General features: G+C 40.6%; 24 protein-coding genes and 2 pseudogenes. 23 read left to right on the top strand and 3 right to left on the bottom strand.

Going from position 1 to position 20,211, the window contains the following annotated elements; all coding sequences use genetic code 11:
• From BLS46_RS04095 to BLS46_RS04065, 7 genes are all read left to right on the top strand, one after another.
• Positions 1-360, top strand: coding sequence for a S1 RNA-binding domain-containing protein (locus tag BLS46_RS04095; protein ID WP_000689617.1), 360 nt, complete (start codon positions 1-3; stop codon positions 358-360).
• Positions 361-393: 33 nt separating this feature from the next.
• Positions 394-1,140 carry a tRNA1(Val) (adenine(37)-N6)-methyltransferase gene (locus tag BLS46_RS04090; protein ID WP_093585798.1) on the top strand — a complete coding sequence of 249 codons (747 nt, stop codon included), beginning with the start codon at positions 394-396 and terminating at the stop codon, positions 1,138-1,140.
• Complete coding sequence (locus BLS46_RS04085) at positions 1,130-1,414, top strand: GIY-YIG nuclease family protein (RefSeq protein WP_093585796.1); 285 nt, start codon at positions 1,130-1,132, stop codon at positions 1,412-1,414. Before BLS46_RS04090 ends, BLS46_RS04085 begins: the two co-directional genes overlap by 11 nt.
• Positions 1,415-1,499: 85 nt before the next feature.
• A complete protein-coding gene (locus BLS46_RS04080; RefSeq protein ID WP_084933749.1) occupies positions 1,500-2,435 on the top strand; it encodes a manganese-dependent inorganic pyrophosphatase in 936 nt (311 codons plus the stop codon).
• Between the two features lie 85 nt (positions 2,436-2,520).
• Positions 2,521-3,033, top strand: coding sequence for a YiiX/YebB-like N1pC/P60 family cysteine hydrolase (locus BLS46_RS04075; protein ID WP_093585794.1), 513 nt, complete (start codon positions 2,521-2,523; stop codon positions 3,031-3,033).
• The gene (locus tag BLS46_RS04070) at positions 3,017-3,667 is read left to right on the top strand and encodes a DUF1803 domain-containing protein (protein WP_093585792.1); all 651 of its coding nucleotides are present in this window, start codon (positions 3,017-3,019) and stop codon (positions 3,665-3,667) included. The genes BLS46_RS04075 and BLS46_RS04070 overlap by 17 nt, the downstream gene beginning before the upstream one ends.
• Before the next feature lie 101 nt (positions 3,668-3,768).
• A complete protein-coding gene (locus BLS46_RS04065) occupies positions 3,769-3,969 on the top strand; it encodes a CsbD family protein (RefSeq protein ID WP_000051186.1) in 201 nt (66 codons plus the stop codon).
• Positions 3,970-4,004: 35 nt separating this feature from the next.
• On the opposite strand, the gene BLS46_RS04060 is transcribed toward BLS46_RS04065, so the two are convergent.
• Positions 4,005-5,450, bottom strand: a complete 1,446-nt coding sequence (locus tag BLS46_RS04060; protein ID WP_093585790.1) for a UDP-N-acetylmuramoyl-L-alanyl-D-glutamate--L-lysine ligase — start codon at positions 5,448-5,450, stop codon at positions 4,005-4,007.
• A 105-nt stretch (positions 5,451-5,555) separates the two neighbouring features.
• On the opposite strand from BLS46_RS04060, the gene BLS46_RS04055 reads away from it, so the two are divergent.
• Entirely contained in the window at positions 5,556-7,178 is a 1,623-nt protein-coding gene (locus BLS46_RS04055; RefSeq protein ID WP_093585788.1) for a putative polysaccharide biosynthesis protein, read from the top strand.
• Between the two features lie 109 nt (positions 7,179-7,287).
• Here the strand turns inward: BLS46_RS04055 and BLS46_RS04050 are convergent, their stop codons facing one another.
• Positions 7,288-7,653, bottom strand: a complete 366-nt coding sequence (locus BLS46_RS04050; RefSeq protein WP_093585786.1) for a DUF3397 domain-containing protein — start codon at positions 7,651-7,653, stop codon at positions 7,288-7,290.
• A 91-nt stretch (positions 7,654-7,744) separates the two neighbouring features.
• Here BLS46_RS04050 and BLS46_RS04045 point away from each other — a divergent pair, with 91 nt between their 5' ends.
• The 7 genes from BLS46_RS04045 (at position 7,745) to BLS46_RS04015 (ending at position 13,731) form a co-directional block, all read left to right on the top strand.
• Positions 7,745-8,701 carry a tRNA modification radical SAM protein MnmL/YtqA gene (locus BLS46_RS04045; RefSeq protein WP_093585784.1) on the top strand — a complete coding sequence of 319 codons (957 nt, stop codon included), beginning with the start codon at positions 7,745-7,747 and terminating at the stop codon, positions 8,699-8,701.
• The gene (locus BLS46_RS04040; RefSeq protein ID WP_093585782.1) at positions 8,685-9,242 is read left to right on the top strand and encodes a tRNA 5-(aminomethyl)-2-thiouridylate-methyltransferase MnmM; all 558 of its coding nucleotides are present in this window, start codon (positions 8,685-8,687) and stop codon (positions 9,240-9,242) included. Before BLS46_RS04045 ends, BLS46_RS04040 begins: the two co-directional genes overlap by 17 nt.
• The gene (locus BLS46_RS04035) at positions 9,235-9,489 is read left to right on the top strand and encodes a hypothetical protein (protein ID WP_000361095.1); all 255 of its coding nucleotides are present in this window, start codon (positions 9,235-9,237) and stop codon (positions 9,487-9,489) included. Before BLS46_RS04040 ends, BLS46_RS04035 begins: the two co-directional genes overlap by 8 nt.
• Before the next feature lie 11 nt (positions 9,490-9,500).
• On the top strand, positions 9,501-11,555 hold the full coding sequence (locus tag BLS46_RS04030) for a cation:proton antiporter (protein ID WP_093585780.1): 2,055 nt from the start codon (positions 9,501-9,503) through the stop codon (positions 11,553-11,555).
• A gap of 29 nt (positions 11,556-11,584) precedes the next feature.
• On the top strand, positions 11,585-12,469 hold the full coding sequence (locus BLS46_RS04025; protein ID WP_038805483.1) for a YihY/virulence factor BrkB family protein: 885 nt from the start codon (positions 11,585-11,587) through the stop codon (positions 12,467-12,469).
• An 88-nt stretch (positions 12,470-12,557) separates the two neighbouring features.
• Positions 12,558-13,010, top strand: a complete 453-nt coding sequence (locus tag BLS46_RS04020) for a MarR family winged helix-turn-helix transcriptional regulator (protein ID WP_093585778.1) — start codon at positions 12,558-12,560, stop codon at positions 13,008-13,010.
• A 13-nt stretch (positions 13,011-13,023) separates the two neighbouring features.
• Entirely contained in the window at positions 13,024-13,731 is a 708-nt protein-coding gene (locus BLS46_RS04015) for a B3/B4 domain-containing protein (RefSeq protein WP_093585776.1), read from the top strand.
• A gap of 61 nt (positions 13,732-13,792) precedes the next feature.
• Here BLS46_RS04015 and queA read toward each other — a convergent pair whose 3' ends face one another.
• Positions 13,793-14,821 (bottom strand): tRNA preQ1(34) S-adenosylmethionine ribosyltransferase-isomerase QueA, encoded by a 1,029-nt coding sequence (queA, locus tag BLS46_RS04010; protein WP_093585835.1) that lies wholly within the window; start codon positions 14,819-14,821, stop codon positions 13,793-13,795.
• A 147-nt stretch (positions 14,822-14,968) separates the two neighbouring features.
• Between queA and BLS46_RS04005 the strand changes: the two genes are divergently transcribed.
• The 8 genes and pseudogenes from BLS46_RS04005 (at position 14,969) to BLS46_RS03970 (ending at position 20,209) form a co-directional block, all read left to right on the top strand.
• A complete protein-coding gene (locus BLS46_RS04005; protein WP_093585774.1) occupies positions 14,969-15,676 on the top strand; it encodes a glucosamine-6-phosphate deaminase in 708 nt (235 codons plus the stop codon).
• 104 nt (positions 15,677-15,780) lie between these two features.
• Positions 15,781-16,398 (top strand): annotated as a pseudogene (locus tag BLS46_RS04000) (class I SAM-dependent methyltransferase).
• Between the two features lie 13 nt (positions 16,399-16,411).
• A pseudogene (locus BLS46_RS03995) lies at positions 16,412-17,033 on the top strand (Type 1 glutamine amidotransferase-like domain-containing protein).
• A 117-nt stretch (positions 17,034-17,150) separates the two neighbouring features.
• A complete protein-coding gene (locus BLS46_RS03990) occupies positions 17,151-17,549 on the top strand; it encodes a hypothetical protein (RefSeq protein WP_257367043.1) in 399 nt (132 codons plus the stop codon).
• A 252-nt stretch (positions 17,550-17,801) separates the two neighbouring features.
• Positions 17,802-17,978 carry a 30S ribosomal protein S21 gene (gene rpsU, locus BLS46_RS03985; RefSeq protein ID WP_000048054.1) on the top strand — a complete coding sequence of 59 codons (177 nt, stop codon included), beginning with the start codon at positions 17,802-17,804 and terminating at the stop codon, positions 17,976-17,978.
• 130 nt (positions 17,979-18,108) lie between these two features.
• Positions 18,109-19,044, top strand: a complete 936-nt coding sequence (hprK, locus tag BLS46_RS03980; RefSeq protein ID WP_180364043.1) for an HPr(Ser) kinase/phosphatase — start codon at positions 18,109-18,111, stop codon at positions 19,042-19,044.
• Positions 19,037-19,825, top strand: coding sequence for a prolipoprotein diacylglyceryl transferase (gene lgt, locus BLS46_RS03975; protein WP_038805992.1), 789 nt, complete (start codon positions 19,037-19,039; stop codon positions 19,823-19,825). Before hprK ends, lgt begins: the two co-directional genes overlap by 8 nt.
• The gene (locus BLS46_RS03970; RefSeq protein WP_038805993.1) at positions 19,826-20,209 is read left to right on the top strand and encodes a DUF948 domain-containing protein; all 384 of its coding nucleotides are present in this window, start codon (positions 19,826-19,828) and stop codon (positions 20,207-20,209) included.
• Positions 20,210-20,211: the final 2 nt, after the last annotated feature.

Genomic DNA, 20,211 nt, shown 5'->3' with positions numbered 1-20,211 from the left:
ATGAAAATTGGTGATAAGCTAACTGGGCGTATTACAGGAATTCAGCCCTATGGTGCCTTTGTCGAGTTAGAGACAGGGGTGATTGGGCTGATTCATATTTCAGAGATTCGGACAGGATTTATCGAAAATATCTATGAAGTTTTGAAAATTGGTGAAGAAGTGCAGGTTCAGGTTGTTGATTTAGACGAATTTTCAGGTAAAGCCAGCCTATCTATTCGCACTCTGGAGGAAGAAAAACACCAACTACCAAGACGGAGACGTTTTTCAAATGATCGTATCAAGCACGGTTTTGCACCACTTGGGCGAATGATGCCAATCTGGACAAAGGAAGCCCTCAACAATCTGAGAGAGAAAAACTAGTCTATTAGATTTCGTATTTTTAAAAATCAATATATGGAAGAACAATTATTAAAACCAGGAGAGCGAATCAACCAGCTCTTTTCGACAGATATCAAGATCATTCAAAATAGAGAAGTATTTAGCTATTCGGTGGATAGTGTTCTCTTGTCACGCTTTCCTCGATTCCCTAAAAATGGCTTAATAGTGGATTTTTGTGCTGGAAATGGTGCAGTGGGACTTTTTGCAAGTAGTCGTACCAAGGCAAAAATTCTCTCTGTAGAAATTCAGGAGCGCTTGGCGGATATGGCAGAGCGTTCGGTTCAGTTGAATGGTTTGGAAGAGCAGATGCGGGTCATCTGCGATGATTTGAAAAATATGCCTGCTCACATCCAAGGAAGTAAGGTGGATATGATTTTGTGCAATCCGCCTTATTTTAAGGTGGATCCGCATTCCAATCTGAACGAGAGTGAACACTACCTTCTGGCCAGACACGAAATTGCGACTAACCTAGAAGAAATCTGTCGCAGTGCTCAGAGTATTCTCAAGTCTAATGGTCGTTTGGTCATGGTTCATCGTCCAGATCGACTTTTGGATATTCTAGATATGCTTCAACGCCACAATTTAGCACCCAAGCGCCTGCAATTTGTCTATCCTAAACGAGAGAAGGAGGCCAATATGCTCTTAATCGAAGCCATCAAGGATGGATCGACAAGTGGCTTCAAGGTCCTGCCACCACTCATCGTTCACAATGAAGATGGTTCCTACACGCCAGAAATTCAAGAGATTTACTATGGATCATAAGGCATATATGTATGTGGTGGAGTGTAGTGACGGTTCTTACTATACGGGCTATACAACGGATGTGAAAAAACGCCTTGCCGTTCATAATAGTGGTAAGGGAGCCAAGTATACCCGAGCTCGCTTGCCAGTCAAACTCATCTATGTAGAGGGTTTTGCTAGCAAGGAAGAAGCCATGTCTGCAGAGGCTCTCCTCAAACGTAAGAAACGTCCACAGAAAGAACGATTTTTATCCGAAAATCAAGAGAAAAATCTAGTCAATCATATTGATATCTAATGAGGAGTCCTTTGACTCCTCTTACTTTTGTCAAAAGAGGAAAAAAATGCTAAAATAAGATGAATAAATTTAAAGAGGTATTATCATGTCTAAGATTCTAGTATTTGGTCACCAAAATCCAGACTCAGATGCCATCGGGTCATCTGTAGCCTTTGCTTACCTTGCAAAAGAAGCTTATGGATTGGACACAGAAGCAGTAGCTCTCGGTACTCCAAATGAAGAAACAGCCTTTGTTTTGAACTATTTTGGTGTAGAAGCACCACGCGTCATCACATCTGCTAAAGCAGAAGGTGCAGAGCAAGTTATCTTAACTGACCACAATGAATTCCAACAATCAGTGTCAGATATCGCTGAAGTAGAAGTTTACGGTGTTGTAGACCACCACCGTGTGGCTAATTTTGAAACTGCCAGTCCGCTCTACATGCGTTTGGAACCAGTTGGATCAGCTTCATCTATCGTTTACCGCATGTTCAAAGAACATGGTGTAGCAGTTCCTAAAGAAATCGCAGGTTTGATGCTTTCAGGTTTGATTTCAGATACCCTTCTTTTGAAATCACCAACAACACACCCAACAGATAAAGTTATTGCTCCTGAATTGGCTGAATTGGCTGGTGTGAACTTGGAAGAGTACGGCCTCGCGATGCTGAAAGCTGGTACAAACTTGGCTAGTAAATCTGCTGAAGAATTGATTGATATCGACGCTAAGACTTTTGAACTCAACGGAAACAAGGTTCGTGTTGCCCAAGTCAATACTGTTGATATCGCTGAAGTCTTGGAACGCCAAGCTGAAATCGAAGCAGCAATGCAAGCTGCCAACGCAGCAAACGGCTACTCTGACTTTGTCTTGATGATTACTGATATTGTGAACTCAAACTCAGAAATTTTGGCTCTTGGATCAAACATGGACAAGGTTGAAGCTGCCTTCAACTTTAAACTTGAAAACAACCATGCCTTCCTTCCAGGTGCTGTTTCACGTAAGAAACAAGTGGTGCCACAGTTGACTGAAAGCTTTAATGGCTAATAGCCTGAGTGATGATTGAAATGTGGAAACACTTGTTTCCATATAGCTAAAGGAGTCTCGGCTCCTTTTTTTCTAGGAGAGAATGATGTTAGAAAATGGCGATTTGATTTTTGTGAAGGATCTTTCAGATATGGGGCAGGCCATCCAGGATTCTACTGGGAACTATAGTCATGTAGCCATCTTTTTGGACGGTTTGATCTACCATGCTAGTGGGCAAGCAGGGGTCATCTGTCAAGGACCGGCTGAATTTTTTGAACCGACTCATCTCTACGATCTCTACACCTATCCAGAGATGGAAGCTGACTTGGTAAAGGAGAGAGCTAGCAAACATTTAGGTGCACCCTATAATGCCTCGTTTTATCCAGATGGGGCTGGCTTTTACTGCTCCCAGTACATCGCAGAAATTCTCCCTATTTTTGAAACTATTCCCATGAAATTTGGGAACGGGGAGCAGGAGATTAGTGATTTTTGGAGGGAATATTACAGGAAACTCGAACTTCCTGTACCTCTGAATCAACCAGGGACCAATCCTAGTCAACTAGCAGCATCCCCTCTTTTAAAATGTAAAGAAAGGAATCTTCATGATTCAGATTTTTAATCCTTCTCGTTTGACTCGACAGCCATTTTTTATAGATTTGGTTGACTATCTGGACCGGCGTGACGATGTGATTCTACGAGAAATCAAGGCTCAGTTTCCAGATGTATCAGTTGATAAGCTTATGGAAGAGTATATAAAGGCAGGCTTAATCCTAAGGGAAAACAAACACTATTCGCTCAATCTCCCTTTTTTAGAATCTACGGATGATTTAGCCCTTGACCAAGAAATTTTTATCAGAGAGGATAGTCCAGTATATCAAGCCTTGCTAGAGAAGACTTTTGAGACAGAATTGCGCAATCAAACCAATGCAGCCATTTTAGTCGAATCTACGGACTTTGCAAGAGAAAAGATGACTCTGTCGAATTATTTCTACAAGGTCAAGAATCATTATCCTTTGACACAAAAACAGCAGGAACTATATGCCATTTTAGGAGATGTTAACCCTGAGTATGCTCTCAAGTATATGACGACTTTTTTACTCAAGTTCCTCAAAAAGGACCAGCTCATGCAGAAACGGCGTGATATTTTCGTTGAGAGTTTAGTCGTCTTGGGTTATATTGTTCAAAATGAAGAAGGAAAGTATGAGTTGACTGTTGATTTTGACAAGGAGCGGTTGACTTTCTATTTACCTTAATTGCTTCATTTTGAGCAGATTGTTTGACTTTACTAAAGAATAAGCATAAACTGAATGTAAGCGATAACGTTTATCGTATTAAAAGCAAAGGAGACAGAGCTATGTCACTTGAAAATAAATTGGAACAAGCAACTGGTGCTATCAAAGAAGGATTTGGTAAAGTTACTGGCGATAGCAAGACAGAAGCAGAAGGTACTGTAGAAAAAACAGTTGCCAAAGCAAAAGAAGTTGTTGAAGATGCTAAAGGTGCTGTAGAAGGTGCCGTTGAAGGTCTTAAAAACTCATTTAAGAAAGAAGACTAAAAAAATCAAGGGAAAACTTCCCTTGATTTTTTATTTTATAGGTAACGTTCTGCAACGGCTGCATCACCTGGATAGGCTTCTTTTTTTCCTTGGACGATCTGGTAACAATCAGCTCCCTTACCAGCAATAATCACGGCATCGAGTTCTTGATTTGTGATGGACATGGCTACTTTGATGGCTTGTTCGCGATCGGCAATCTTTTCAACAGGATGACTGATGTAGTTGCTGATTTCATCTGCAATCGCTATTGGATCTTCATAGTTTGGATCATCAGCGGTGAGAAAGACTTGAATCTCAGGGTGTTGATCGAGAAGGAGTCCAAAGTCTTTGCGACGACTCTCCCCCTTGTTTCCAGTCGAACCGAGAACCAGAGCGATTTTTCCAGTTTGATGAGTTTCAACCACATTGATGAGTTTTTTCAGACTATCTCCATTGTGAGCATAGTCGATGAAGACCTTGGCTCCATTTTTCTGCGTGAGGACTTCCATACGTCCAGGAACTCGGGTCGCAGCGATTCCTTTTTTGATGTCCTCTAGACTAGCACCTAGACGAAGGCAGGCAAGTCCGGCTGCAACGGCATTTTCTTGGTTAAAGTGGCCAATCAGTTGGATGTCATAATCTCCAGCAAGCTTACCAGTAGCAGAAAAGCTAAAGGCTTTGGAATTCTGAATTTGGTTACTTGACTGGCTACCATAGAAATCATGCTCTTGATGTTCCACTTGTTCTTTCAGTACAGAAAAGTGGTCCATGTCGCTGTTAATAACAACTGCTAGGCTATTTTCCATCAAGAGACGTTTGTGGTAGAAATAATCTTCAAAGCTAGGATGCTCAATCGGACCGATATGGTCAGGACTGATGTTAAGAAAGACACCTACATCAAAGGTCAGACCATAGACTCTTTTAACTAGATAAGCTTGACTGGAGACTTCCATGATAAGATGAGTACGCCCATTTTGCACAGCCTGAGCCATCATATCAAAGAGATCAATGCTCTCAGGAGTTGTGAGGGCAGATTTAAAGAAGGTCTTACCATCTAAGGTTGTATTCATGGTAGACAGCATAGCTGGGCGATGGTGTTGAGCCAAGATGTTATATGCAAAATAGGCCGCTGTTGTCTTTCCTTTTGTCCCTGTGAAAGCGAGAATTTTGAGTTTTTCTTGTGGATTGCCATAAAATTCCATAGCAATTAAACTCATGGTTTTCTTAATGTCGTTCACAACGATGACGGGGATACCGACTTCGTAGTCCTTTTCTGCGACATACCAAGCTAAGCCTTGACTTATGGCAGAAATGAGATATTCTTTTTTAAAAGCAGCGCCTTTGGCAAAAAAAAGAGTGCCTTCTTTTACTTTTCTGCTGTCGTAACTGATGCTGTCAAAAACAACTTCACTGCAGTTGTAGTGGTAATGACCTTGGTCAATAATCTCACGGAAGAGACTATCTTTCTTTAAAATATCTAATACGGTTTCAATCTTAATCATACTTTCTATTATAAACTTCAAGTCTGAATTTTACAAGTAACAAGGAAAAGTTTATAATGGAAGATAAGGAACTTTTCCTAGTTATCAAAATTGAATGAGGAAGCTATGTCTAACGAAAATAATCACCAGCAAGCCCAGATGTTGCGAGGGACTGCTTGGCTAACAGCTAGTAACTTTATTAGTCGCCTCCTTGGTGCTATCTATATTATTCCCTGGTATATTTGGATGGGGACTTATGCCGCCAAGGCAAATGGTCTCTTTACTATGGGTTATAATATTTACGCTTGGTTCTTGTTGATTTCGACAGCGGGTATCCCAGTTGCAGTTGCCAAACAAGTGGCTAAGTATAATACTATGCGAGAAGAAGAGCATAGCTTTGCCTTGATTCGGAGTTTTCTAGGCTTTATGACGGGCTTGGGACTAGTCTTTGCCTTGGTCTTGTATCTCTTTTCTCCCTGGTTAGCAGATTTGTCAGGTGTGGGGAAAGACCTGATTCCCATCATGCAGAGTTTGGCTTGGGCGGTCTTGATTTTCCCATCTATGAGTGTCATCCGGGGCTTCTTCCAAGGGATGAACAATCTGAAACCCTATGCTATGAGTCAAATCGCCGAGCAGGTGATCCGTGTTATCTGGATGTTGCTGGCTACTTTTATTATCATGAAGATGGGTTCTGGTGATTACTTATCAGCGGTTACTCAGTCTACCTTTGCTGCCTTTGTGGGAATGGTGGCTAGTTTTGCAGTCTTGATTTATTTTCTTTCCAAGGAGGGACTGCTCCAAAAGGTGTTTGAAACACGGGATAAGATCAATAGCAAGCGACTCTTGGTTGATACCATCAAGGAAGCCATTCCCTTTATCCTGACAGGATCAGCCATCCAGCTCTTCCAGATTTTAGACCAAATGACCTTCATCAATAGCATGAAGTGGTTTACCAACTACAGCAATGAAGACTTGGTTGTCATGTTTTCTTATTTCTCCGCCAATCCTAATAAAATCACCATGATTTTGATCTCTGTTGGAGTTTCGATTGGGAGTGTCGGCTTGCCACTTTTGACGGAAAATTATGTCAAAGGTGATTTGAGAGCCGCTGCTCGCCTAGTTCAAGATAGTATGACCATGCTCTTTATGTTTCTCTTACCAGCAACAGTTGGAGTCGTCATGGTAGGGGAACCTCTTTATACAGTCTTTTACGGTAAGCCAGATAGTTTGGCCATGGGCTTATTTGTCTTTGCAGTTTTACAGTCTACTATCCTAGGTTTGTATATGGTCTTGTCTCCTATGCTTCAGGCCATGTTCCGAAACCGCAAGGCAGTTCTTTACTTTGTCTATGGTTCTATTGCTAAGTTAGTCTTGCAGTTACCAGCTATTGCCATTTTCCATAGCTACGGTCCCTTGATCTCAACGACTATCGGTCTCATCATTCCAAATGTTCTGATGTACCGAGATATTTGCAGGGTAACAGGTGCACGTCGTAAGATTATCTTGAAACGAACTATCTTGATTACTATTTTGACCCTTGTCATGTTTATCTTGGTTGGTTTCCTACAGTGGATTTTAGGATTTTTCTTCCAACCAACGGGACGCTTCTGGAGTTTCTTTTATGTAGCCCTCATCGGAGGTCTCGGGGGAGGACTCTATGGTTTAATGAGTCTTGGCACTCACCTATTGGATAAGGTTATTGGGAAACCTCAAGCAGACCGCCTACGAGCAAAATTTAAACGATCTTAATAAAATAGATTTATAAATAAAAGGAATGCTGGCTCTTTGTTAAGTGTCTGGGTTAGCTGACACTTAATTTCCATAAATTAAAATCCCTAGAATCAGTTGTTCTAGGGATTTATTGGGGTGTGAGCATGATTAACTCGACAATCATAGCGATATAGAGGACTAAGGTCAGGAGAAAACCTGCTCTCCAGAAGAATTTGATAAATTTAGGATAATAAAAACTTCGTTTTTTGACAAGGAAAAAGACTACAAGGAGGATTGCTAGGAGAGAAAGTGCAACACCAAGTCGCGGTAAAAAGTTGTGGGTAAAGGCTTTGGCAGTGATAAGGTAATACTCAAATACCAAAAGTGGAAAAGCTAGATCTGCAAAGTTCAATCCTAGTTTTTTCAGTTTAAAAAGTTTTGTTACAATGATGGAGACCACGAGGGTTAATACCAACAATAAAGTAGCTGCTATTTTCATTAAAATCATACCCATATTGTATCATAAAAAAACGCTAAAGGAAATGAGAAACAAGGGAATTTGTAGGAAAGTCAAGCTTTTGAGATTGTGGGTGTTTTTTGTTATAATGAAAGTTATGAAATCTTACAATACCTTGAATGATTATTATCGAAAACTTTTTGGAGAAAAGACTTTTAAAGTTCCTATCGATGCGGGGTTTGACTGTCCTAATCGTGATGGAACTGTGGCTCATGGGGGCTGTACTTTTTGTACGGTTTCTGGTTCTGGAGATGCCATTGTGGCACCGGATGCCCCTATTCGAGAGCAATTTTATAAGGAAATTGACTTTATGCACCGCAAGTGGCCAGATGTTAAAAAGTATCTAGTTTATTTTCAAAACTTTACCAACACCCATGAAAAGGTGGAAGTCATCCGGGAACGTTATGAGCAGGCTATCAACGAGCCGGGTGTGGTGGGAATCAATATCGGAACACGCCCAGACTGCCTACCAGACGAAACCATTGAATATTTGGCTGAGTTATCGGAGCGCATGCATGTGACGGTAGAATTGGGCTTACAGACTACTTATGAAACAACATCTGACCTGATTAATCGTGCCCATTCTTATGAATTGTATGTGGAAACGGTCAAACGCTTGAGGAAATATCCTAAGATTGAGATTGTTTCCCATTTGATTAATGGCTTGCCCGGTGAGACTCATGAGATGATGGTCGAAAATGTCCGCCGCTGCGTAACGGATAACGATATTCAAGGGATTAAACTGCACTTGCTTCACCTCATGACCAATACACGTATGCAACGAGATTACCACGAAGGGCGCTTGCAACTGATGAGTCAGGACGAGTATGTCAAGGTTATCTGTGACCAGTTGGAAATCATTCCCAAGCATATCGTCATCCATCGAATCACGGGAGATGCGCCTAGAGATATGTTGATTGGTCCCATGTGGAGCCTCAATAAATGGGAAGTGCTAAATGCTATTGAAACTGAAATGAGACGTCGTGGAAGTGTGCAAGGATGCAAGGCTGTAAAACAGGAGTTTAAAAATGAAAAGACCACTTGAGATGGCGCATGATTTTTTGGCTGAAGTTGTGACAAAAAAGGATATCGTAGTGGATGCGACCATGGGCAATGGCCATGATACCCTTTTTTTAACCAAGCTAGCCAAGCAAGTCTATGCCTTTGATATCCAAGAGCAGGCTTTGGAGAAAACCCAAGAGCGTTTGGATCAGGCTGGAATGACAAATGCCCAGTTAATCTTGCAAGGTCATGAGACACTAGACCAGTTTGTGACAGAAGCTAAGGCAGGGATTTTTAATCTGGGTTATTTGCCGTCTGCTGACAAATCTGTCATCACACAACCTCAGACTACTATCGAGGCTTTAGAAAAGCTGTGTCATTTGCTTGTCAAAGGGGGACGGATTGCCATTATGATTTACTATGGCCATGAAGGAGGAGATACCGAGAGGGATGCTGTGTTGGATTTTGTTAGCCAGTTGAACCAACAAGAGTATACAGCAGCCATTTATCGGACCCTCAACCAAGTTAATAATCCACCGTTTTTAGTTATGATTGAGAAATTAGAAAGATATAGACATGGATAAACAATACCTACGTGAGAAATTAGAGGCTATGCGCCAAAATTTTGTTGAGTCAACGCATCACGAGCGAGCAGTCGGGGTGCTCGACGAAGCACATATGAGCAAGAAAATGCTTAAAATCAAGAAAAAATTAGTAGCTCTTGAAATGGAACGGTGCCAGAAAAAAATTGAGCACAAAGACTGTTCCAAGATTGATCAGAAGATCCAAGAGCAGAAGGAGATGTTTGAATTTTGTTGTAAAAAAGATTAAGGAGGGTCTAGATGACACTACTAATTTACCTGATTCTATTTTTATTAGTCTTAATCGTTTCAACTACGACCAATAAACTTTTACCTTTTTTGCCCCTCCCCCTAGTACAAATCCTTTTAGGAATTGGCATTGGTCTCTTTTTGCCAAATACTGACTTTCATCTCAATACAGAGCTGTTTCTGGCCATGGTTATTGGCCCCTTACTTTTCCGGGAGGCAGAAGAAGCGGATATTACGTCCATTTTGAAGCACTGGCGGATTGTCATCTTTCTGATTTTTCCTGTGATTTTTATCTCGACTTTAAGCTTGGGGGGCATGGCTCACTTCCTTTGGATGACTCTTCCTTTGGCTGCCTGTTTAGCAGTTGGAGCAGCACTTGGACCGACGGATTTGGTAGCCTTTGCTTCTCTGTCTGAGCGTTTTAGTTTCCCAAAACGGGTATCCAATATCCTAAAAGGGGAAGGACTCTTAAATGACGCTTCTGGCCTGGTTGCCTTTCAGATGGCTCTTGCTGCTTGGACAACAGGAACTTTTTCTCTCAGCCAAGCAGGAACTTCCCTAGCAATTTCTATCCTTGGTGGTTTTGTAGTCGGTTTTGTGACAGCTATGGTCAATCGTTTCTTGCATACATTTTTACTGAGTGTGCGAGCGATAGATATAGCCAGTGAACTCTTGCTAGAGTTAAGTTTGCCTCTTATGACCTTCTTTATTGCCGAAGAAATCCATGTTTCAGGGATTATCGCAGTTGTAGTTGCAGGGATTTTGAAGGCCAGTCGTTTCAAAAAAATCACGCTCCTCGAAGCTCAGGTAGATACTGTTACAGATACTGTTTGGCATACCGTGACCTTTATGCTCAATGGTTCTGTCTTTGTCATCTTGGGAATGGAATTGGAAATGATAACAGAACCTATCCTGACCAATCCCCTTTATAACCCCTTACTACTATTAGTATCGGTTGTTTTGCTGACACTTTTACTTTTTGCAATTCGCTTTGTTATGATTTATGGCTTCTATGTTTGGAGAACAAGCCGCCTCAAGAAAAGTCTCCGTAAATACATGAAGGATATGCTTCTTTTGACCTTCTCTGGTGTAAAAGGAACAGTATCTATTGCAACCATTCTTCTCATACCAAGCAATCTAGAGCAGGAGTATCCCCTCTTACTTTTTCTAGTAGCAGGCGTTACACTATTGAGCTTTTTAACGGGTTTGCTGGTTCTCCCTCACTTATCTGAGGAACAAGAGGAAAGCAAGGATCACTTGATGCATATAGCGATTTTGAATGATGTAGCTACAGAATTAGAAAAAGAGCTAGACCATCACAAGAACAAACTTCCTCTGTATGCAGCTATTGACAATTACCATGGTCGGATTGAAAACCTCATCCTTAGTCAGGAAAATAAGAGAGCTCAAGAGGACTGGGAGGCTTTAAAACTCCTCATCTTGAGTATCGAAAGTGATGGTTTGGAACAGGCTTACGAGGAAGGGAGAATCGGTGAGCGTGGTTATCAAGTTTATCAACGCTATCTGAAAAATATGGAGCAGAGTATCAATCGTAAGGTAGCATCTCGTCTTACTTATTACTTCCTTGTATCACTCCGTATCTTACGTTTTCTCCTTCATGAGTTGCTGACTCTTGGTCAGACCTTCCGTAGTTGGAATGACAAGGAGCAACGCCGCCTTCGAGCTATTGATTATGATCAAATATCCGAACTCTATCTGGAAAATACAGAGTTGATTATCGAAAGTTTGGAAAATCTCAAAGGGGTTTACAAGAGTTCTCTGATTAGTTTTATGCAAGAGTCTCGTCTGCGCGAGACGGCCATTATCGGAAGTGGTGCCTTTGTCGAACGTGTTATCAATCGCATCAAGCCAAACAATATCGATGAAATGCTACGAGGTTACTACCTCGAACGCAAGGCAATCTTTGAATACGAAGAAGCTAAACTGATAACAGCCAAGTATGCCAAAAAACTACGCCAAAATGTGAATAATTTAGAGAATTATTCTCTGAAAGAAGCCGCAAATACTTTACCTTATGATATGCTAGATTTAATCAGAAGAACTTAGATGATGAAGAAAATGACGGAGGATGGAACATGAAAAAGTGGTGGAAAGAGCTGATGGACAGGCCCTTATTGAAAGCTTTTTTGCATTATTATCAAGCATCTGATAGTGAGTTGACCAGTGTTGCAGTTGCCTACTATTGGTTGGTTTCAATCTTCCCCTTGCTGATGATAGTGGTCAATATTTTGCCCTATTTTCAAATTCCGATTTCAAATTTTTTGCTCACCATCAAGGAATTTGTGCCGGATACGGTCTATGATGTGGTCGCAAAGATTGCCCGAGAAGTCTTGACTCAACCATCGACTGGTTTGCTGAGTTTTGCAGTCTTGTCTGCCCTTTGGACCTTCTCGAAATCAATGGATTTCCTCCAAAAAGCTTTTAATAAGGCCTATGGAGTGGCCAAGAGCCGAGGTATTATCTCCCATCAATTGATGAGTTTACTCGTCAGCTTTGGCTTGCAAATTCTTTTTGCCCTAGCCTTATTTTTGAGTATGTTTGGGCGTATGTTGCTCAACCTGCTCAAAACTTACTGGCAATCAGACAGTCCTTTCTTTGATTACCTACAGGACTTTACAGGCCCTTTGATTTATGCCTTGCTCTTTGCCATCTTGGTCATGCTCTACTATTTCCTTCCAAATGTCAGAGTCCCTCGTATTCGCTACGTTTTTCCTGGTAGTATCTTTGTTTTGCTGACGCTTGTCTTTCTGTTGAATATCTTTTCTGTCTATTTCAATAACTATGTCAACCATCTAGTCGATGTCCGATTTTTCAGTTCCATTATCGTGGTGGTGATGATGTTCTGGTTTATACTCATCGCAAAGATTCTGATTATCGGAGCAGTTATCAATGCCAGTGTGCAGAGTTTGAAGGATCCAAAGTTTCGTGATAACACATTCTTTTTAAAAAATGAAGAATAAAAAAAGACGCTTTGTTTTCAAAGCGTCTTTTATTGCATTTGCAACAAAAATATGCTATTCTATCATCATAGATACGAGAGGAGGAAACATGTCGTTATTACGCGAAATCGGAATTATAGCACGTGCCTTGGACTCTATTGCCAATATCGAATTTCGTGATATAGACCTAGCTCGTGGTCAGTATCTTTATTTGGTGCGAATCAAGGAGAACCCAGGAATCATTCAAGAAGTCTTGTCGGATTTACTGAAGGTTGACCGTTCGACAGTTGCTCGTTCAGTAAAAAAACTGGAAGAAAAGGGGTTAATAAAACAAGGAATGACCAGTACAAATCGGAAAAATAAAGAGTGGTTTGTCACTGAAAAAGGAGAGGCACTTTATCCTTTTATCCTTGCTGAACATCACTACTCGGAGAATTCAGCCTTAAAGGGATTTTCTAAGGAAGAAGCCGATGAACTGGAAAAGCAACTGATTCGAGTTAGAAAAAATATTACAAGTGATTGGGATATGGTCAAAAAAGGCCAGAAAAGAAATTATTCTTAATGAGAGGTGAAAGATGAAAGTTATCGTTGAAAATGAATTTTGGAGTTTGTTTCCAGAAGCACAGATTAGCGTTTTAGTAGTAAAGGGATTAGATAATACAGTTGATGAAAGCAAGGATCCCTATTTCAAAACCTTGCTAGATAAGGGAGCTAAACGAGCTGAGGATTTCATTTCGGATGAGAATTTTACTCAGAATGATGTCATTCAAGAATGGCGTCAGGCTTTCAGCAAGTTCAAAACGAAAAAAGGAGCACGTTCTTCGATTGAAGCCCTACTTAAGCGGGTCAGTCAGGGAAGAGAGTTTAATCCCATCAATCCCTTGGTAGACATCTATAATAGTGTCTCTCTATCTTATGCGGTTCCCTGTGGTGGCGAAGATGTGAACAAGATTGTAGGCAATCTTCATCTTGGTCAGGCTAAGGGAGGAGAACCTTTCTTTCCACTAGGAGCTGAAAACGATGCGCCTGCTTTACCTGAAGAAATCATCTATTACGATGATGAAGGAGCGGTTTGTCGTTGTCTTAACTGGAGAGAGGCACAGAGAACCATGTTGACGGAAGAGACAAAGGATGCTGTCTTAGTGATTGAAGCGATCAATGGTGAACAGGCGGCGCGTGCTCAGTCTGCCATGGAAGAATTACAGGACTTGGTAAAGGACTACTTTGGTGTTCAAGGCAAACTGGTTCATCTAACTTCTGAGTCCCCAGAAATTACACTTTAAACAGAAATAGCCCTGTCATCTCTTAGGAATAAACTATCCTAAAGAAATGGCGGAGCTATTTTTAATAGATAAACATGGCATCACCAAAGCTAAAGAATCGGTAGTGTTCTTGAATAGCATGGTGGTAAGCATCTAGGACTAAGTCACGACCGGCAAAGGCAGAAACTAGCATAACCAGAGTTGACTTAGGGAGGTGGAAGTTGGTTGAAAAAGCATCCACGACCTTCCATTGGTAACCTGGTTTGATAAAGATATTGGTCCAACCAGAATCTGCTTGGATTTGTCCGTCAAACTTGGAACCGATGGTTTCCAGTGTGCGGATCGAAGTAGTTCCAACAGCAATAACACGACCTCCATTTTCCTTGACAGAGCGAAGGGTGGCTGCTGCTTCATCAGAAAGTTGGTAGAACTCTGAGTGCATTTCATGTTCGTCCAGATTGTCAACAGAGACAGGCCTAAATGTTCCTAAACCAACGTGGAGGGTCAAATAAACCAAATGGACACCCTTGGCTTGGATTTCTGCTAGCAGTTCTTTGGTGAAGTGGAGGCCAGCAGTCGGTGCAGCAGCAGAACCACTTTCTTTAGCATAGACCGTTTGATAGCGTTCACGATCATCCAGTTTTTCATGGATATAAGGTGGCAGTGGCATTTCACCTAGACTTTCCAAAACTTCTAGGAAAATTCCTTGATATTCAAAGCGGACAATGCGTCCTCCGTGGGTCAATTCTTCCGTAACGACAGCGCTGAGACGACCATCTCCAAAGCTGACGCGAGTGTCGACCTTGAGGCGTTTGGCAGGTTTTGCTAGAACTTCCCACTCATCACCGGCAGTATTTTTGAGAAGGAGAAGTTCCACATGGCCTCCTGTTTCTTCCTTTTGACCATAAAGGCGAGCAGGGAGAACACGGGTGTCGTTCATAACAAGAGCATCGCCAGGTTCCAACATATCAATAATAGAGTGGAAGTGTTTATCCTGAAACTCTCCCGTTTCCCGGTTTACGATGAGGAGTTTAGAGGCATCTCGTTTTTCAAGTGGTGTTTGGGCAATCAATTCCTCAGGTAAGTGGAAATCAAAATCAGCTGTATTCATTTTTTTCATCATTCTTTCTAACTTCTAATCTTATCCATTATAGCATGTTTCAAGTTTGGGCGCTCTTTTTTTAGAAATTAAATCGTTTTCACTTGACAAAAATTGGTCTATACCATATAATGAATATAGAAATATGGAGGATATGAAATGAAAGTTATTAAAGTTGAAAATCAAGTCGAAGGTGGAAAAGTAGCTTTTGAGATTTTGAAGGAAAAATTGGCCAATGGTGCTCAAACATTAGGACTTGCGACAGGGAGCAGTCCGCTTGAGTTTTACAAGGAAATCGTTGAGAGTGACCTTGATTTTTCAAATTTAACCAGTGTGAACCTTGATGAGTATGTAGGGCTTGACGGAGACAATCCTCAGTCTTACCGTTACTTTATGCAAGAACACTTATTTAACCAAAAACCATTTAAAGAAAGCTTCTTACCCCGTGGGATTAAGGACAATGCTGAAGCTGAGGTAGAACGTTACAACCAAATTTTGGCTGACCATCCAGTTGACCTGCAAATTTTAGGAATCGGTCGCAATGGACATATCGGCTTTAACGAACCAGGCACTCCATTTGACAGTCAAACGCATCTAGTAGAACTTGATCAATCTACTATCGAAGCCAATGCTCGCTTCTTTGACAAGATTGAAGACGTTCCAACTCAAGCCATCTCAATGGGGATTAAAAACATCTTGGATGCCAAGTCTATCCTACTCTTTGCTTATGGTGAGTCAAAAGCAGAAGCTATTGCTGGAACAGTGTTAGGCCCAGTAACTGAAAGCCTGCCAGCAAGTAGCCTACAAAACCACCCTGATGTGACTATTATTGCGGATGCTGAAGCGCTAAGCTTGCTTGAAAAGTAAAATTACAAGAACCACTTGCTCTTTGGAGTGAGTGGTTTTTTACTTCAAATGTTCACTATCCTGCTAAAGTGGTATAATATAGCTATACAGGGGAGGCTCGAACTTTGATTTATATAATCGGTTTTATTTGTTTTTTACTTTTAATGTTACTGTTTAGTCGCTTAATTCAGCAATCAAAAAAACCTTCGGGCTTTCCAGGAAAACGAATGATGAAATTGTGGAATAGAGCCTATCTCCCCATGTTTGTATGGGCAATTCGTCATCTGGATAGGATATTTTACCCTGTAATCTTAGATGTAGGAGTTGGTAATGGTCGTTCAACCATCCTACTGAAAGAAACCTTTCCGCAAAGTACCATAACTGGAATCGATATTTCAGATACTGCAATAGCTCAAGCCAAACATATAGAGATGACTAATCTAAATTTTGAACGAAGAGGCGTTAGGGAGACAGGCTTTTCTGATGAAAGTTTCGATTTGATTACAGCTTTTCAAACTCATTTTCATTAGCGGGATCTAGAGGCTTCTTTTATGGAACTTCGAAGGATACTCAAATCAGACGGGATGCTCTTACTGGCTTGTGAGTATAACAAGTTGTCTTACTTTTTACCAGATGTCCAAAGCGAAGAAGCATTTAGACGATTCTTGTTATCAGTAGGCTTTGAGCTCGTAACTAGTCAAAGAAAGGGATCATGGATCCTTTATAAAATTGTTAAACATTAATGGAGGTACAATCATGAAACAATTATTTTTATGTTCATACTTTGCTGGAGTCAAAAATCTTTTTAGCGATTATGTAAAGGAAAAAAATCTAGAAAAAAAAGGTTTTATTTATTCCTACCGCTGGGAACAAAGAGGACTATACTGCCTATATCGATGAGGCTCAGCAAACATTCAGAGATTTAGGATTTGAGATAGAGGTTCTAGATATTGCTTCTTGTGATCGAGAAACTGCTCAGGCAAAGATTTTCCAAAGCAAGATTCTTTATATCTCAGGCGGGAATACCTTTTATTTATTACAAGAATTAAAGAAAAAACAACTCCTATCTCTTATCAAAGAGCAAATAAGAGATGGGCTGGTCTATGTGGGAGAATCAGCAGGAGCTATCATTACAGCCAAGGATATTGACTACAATAAACTCATGGACGACAAGACGGTAGCGACAGAGTTATCTGATACAGCGGGATTAGATGAAGTGGATTTTTATATCCTTCCACATTATGGTGAGGAACCTTTTACTGATAGTAGTCAGAAGACCTTTGAAACCTATAAAAAGCAGCTGGAATTGCTACCACTTCATAACCACCAAGCAATTATCGTTAACAATGAGCAAATAGATATCTTGACAATAGAATAAAAGCGTAGTTGGAAGAACATTAATATTTTACCACTAAAACGATTAGGGGTTGATAACTCACTTAGCGAAAATCTGCCATGGATAGATTAATTTTATGAATTCAAGAAGGGAAAAGTTATGAAAATAAAAACGTTAGATAAAATAGGTGGGATTGTTTTCTTGTTTCTAACGATTGCTATCATTGTCGTTTTTTTATCAGATACGAGCTTCTTTGAGTGGGCGTTTACTAGACACCAGAATACTCTGAGTTGGTATATTCGCCCTCTCTTTATTATTCCAATTGTAATGGGAGCTTATAAAAAATCCTATAGCCTGATTTTCTTTTCTATATTTTGCCTATTTACTAGCATGTTTTGGTTCCCAAAGCCGGAAATAGTTGATGTAAAAGTAATTGAGTTTTTGAATTTTGAGAAGACTTATTTAACGAGCGGATGGAGTATTGAAAAAATTATCATTCTGGCGATGATTCTAGCATTTTTTACGGCGATTATATCCTTAACATGGAGTAGACGTTGATATGGATTATTAGCAACGGTAGTAATTGGAGCGTTTCTGAAGGTTGCCCATAGTCTTTTATTTAGTGGAGGAAGTGGCATATCAATTGTGAAACCAGCGATTTTGGGCTTGATTCTCTGCATCTTAGTGATTTATTTCATCTTCAAAAGAAAAAAGTAAAGAGAATAAAAGTTTATGGTCGCTTTTTCCTTGACATTTATTCATTTTGCGTGTAGAATAGAATAGATATTGAACTTGAAGGGAGTGAAAAAAATGTCTAAAACAGTAGTACGTAAGAATGAATCTCTTGACGATGCACTTCGTCGTTTCAAACGTGCGGTTACTAAAGCTGGTACTCTTCAAGAAACACGCAAACGTGAATTCTATGAAAAACCTTCTGTAAAACGTAAACGTAAATCAGAAGCAGCTCGTAAACGTAAAAAATTCTAATTTGAAATGAAAGGCTAGAGAAATCTAGTCTTTTTATTTTAAATAAATACTGTAAATCCTGCAAAAAAAAGGAAACTTCCTCCTACAATTTGATATAATAGTAGGGAGAACTCGATTGAAGGAGGAAATTATGTCGGTTTTAGTAAGAGATGTCATTGAAAAGCTCAGACTAGATATTGTCTATGGTGAAGGCGAGTTACTTGAAAAGGAAATCAACACTGCAGACATTATGAGACCAGGTCTTGAAATGACGGGCTATTTTGATTACTATACTCCAGAACGGATTCAACTGTTAGGGATGAAGGAGTGGTCCTATTTGGTCGCTATGCCTGCCCATAACCGTTATCAAGTTTTGAAGAAAATGTTTCTACCTGAAACACCTGCTGTCATCGTTGCTCGTGGCTTAGTAGTGCCAGAAGAAATGTTGAAAGCTGCTAGGGAATGTAAGATTGCGATTTTAACCAGTCGAACATCAACTAGTCGTTTATCTGGAGAGTTATCTAGCTACCTTGATTCCCGTTTGGCTGAACGTACGAGTGTGCATGGTGTCTTGATGGACATCTATGGCATGGGTGTCTTGATCCAGGGGGATAGTGGTATTGGTAAGAGCGAGACGGGTCTTGAGCTTGTGAAACGTGGGCACCGTTTGGTAGCAGATGACCGTGTAGATATCTTTGCCAAGGATGAAATGACCCTTTGGGGAGAGCCCGCTGAAATTTTGAAGCATTTGCTTGAGATTCGTGGAGTGGGGATTATTGATGTGATGAGTCTCTACGGAGCAAGCGCTGTAAAAGATTCTTCACAAGTCCAGTTGGCTGTTTACTTGGAAAATTATGATACCCATAAGACCTTTGACCGTCTAGGAAACAATGCCGAAGAACTAGAAGTTTCTGGTGTAACGATTCCGCGTATCCGTATCCCAGTAAAAACAGGACGCAATATCTCTGTTGTTATTGAGGCGGCTGCCATGAACTACCGTGCTAAGGAAATGGGCTTTGATGCGACACGTTTATTTGAAGAACGCTTGACAAATCTGATCGCTCAAAATGAGGTGAAAGATGATTAATCCAGTTGCATTTGAAATCGGTCCTTTTTCCATTCGTTGGTATGCTTTGTGTATTGTGGCTGGATTGGTCTTGGCTGTCTATCTTGCCATGAAAGAAGCTCCCAAAAAGAAAATTCTATCAGATGATATTTTGGATTTTATCCTGATTGCTTTTCCAGTAGCTATTTTAGGTGCTAGACTATACTACGTACTCTTTCGCTTAGATTACTATCTTCAAAATCCAGGTGAAATCATCGCCATCTGGAATGGTGGTTTGGCCATTTACGGAGGTTTGATAGCGGGTGCTATTGTCCTTTATATCTTTGCAGATAGAAAGCTGATTAATACTTGGGATTTCTTAGATATTGCAGCTCCGAGCGTCATGGTTGCGCAAAGTTTAGGACGCTGGGGAAACTTCTTTAACCAAGAAGCCTATGGTGCAGCGGTAGATAATCTGGATTATTTGCCAGGCTTTATCCGTGACCAGATGTACATCGAGGGGAGCTATCGTCAACCGACCTTCTTATATGAGTCGGTTTGGAATCTGATCGGATTTGCTTTGATTTTGATTTTTAGACGAAAATTAAAGGGAATCAGACGTGGTCAGATCACGGCTTTCTACTTGATTTGGTATGGCTTTGGTCGTATGATTATCGAAGGCATGCGGACAGACAGTCTCATGTTCTTTGGTCTGCGAGTTTCCCAATGGTTATCAGTCGTTCTTATCGGACTCGGTATTTTTATCATACTTTATCAAAATCGAAAGAAAGCCCCTTTCTATCATACAGAGGAGGAAAAATAAATGTTAGAAGTTGCATATATTCTTGTTGCGATTGCTTTGATTGTCTGTTTAATCTATTTGACAATCACGATTCAAAAAGCAGGTCGTATGATTGATGAGACAGAGAAAACCATCAAAACGTTGAGCTCAGATGTGAACGTTACCTTGCATCAGACCAATGAATTGTTGGTTAAGGTCAATGTGTTAGCAGACGATATCAATATCAAAGTTGCGACGATTGATCCACTCTTTACGGCTGTGGCGGACTTGTCTGAGTCAGTATCTGATCTCAACCAACATGCACGTGTTTTGGGCAAAAAAGCTTCATCTGCTGGATCAAAGACCATTAAAACAGGTGCAGGATTATCTGCACTCCGTGTCGCAAGTAAATTTTTCAAAAAATAAAA

The sequence above is a fragment of the Streptococcus sp. NLAE-zl-C503 genome (assembly GCF_900104285.1).
GTDB lineage: Bacteria > Bacillota > Bacilli > Lactobacillales > Streptococcaceae > Streptococcus.
The sequence above is the reverse complement of the archived record's forward strand: the minus strand, read 5'-3'. Positions and strand labels throughout refer to the sequence as shown.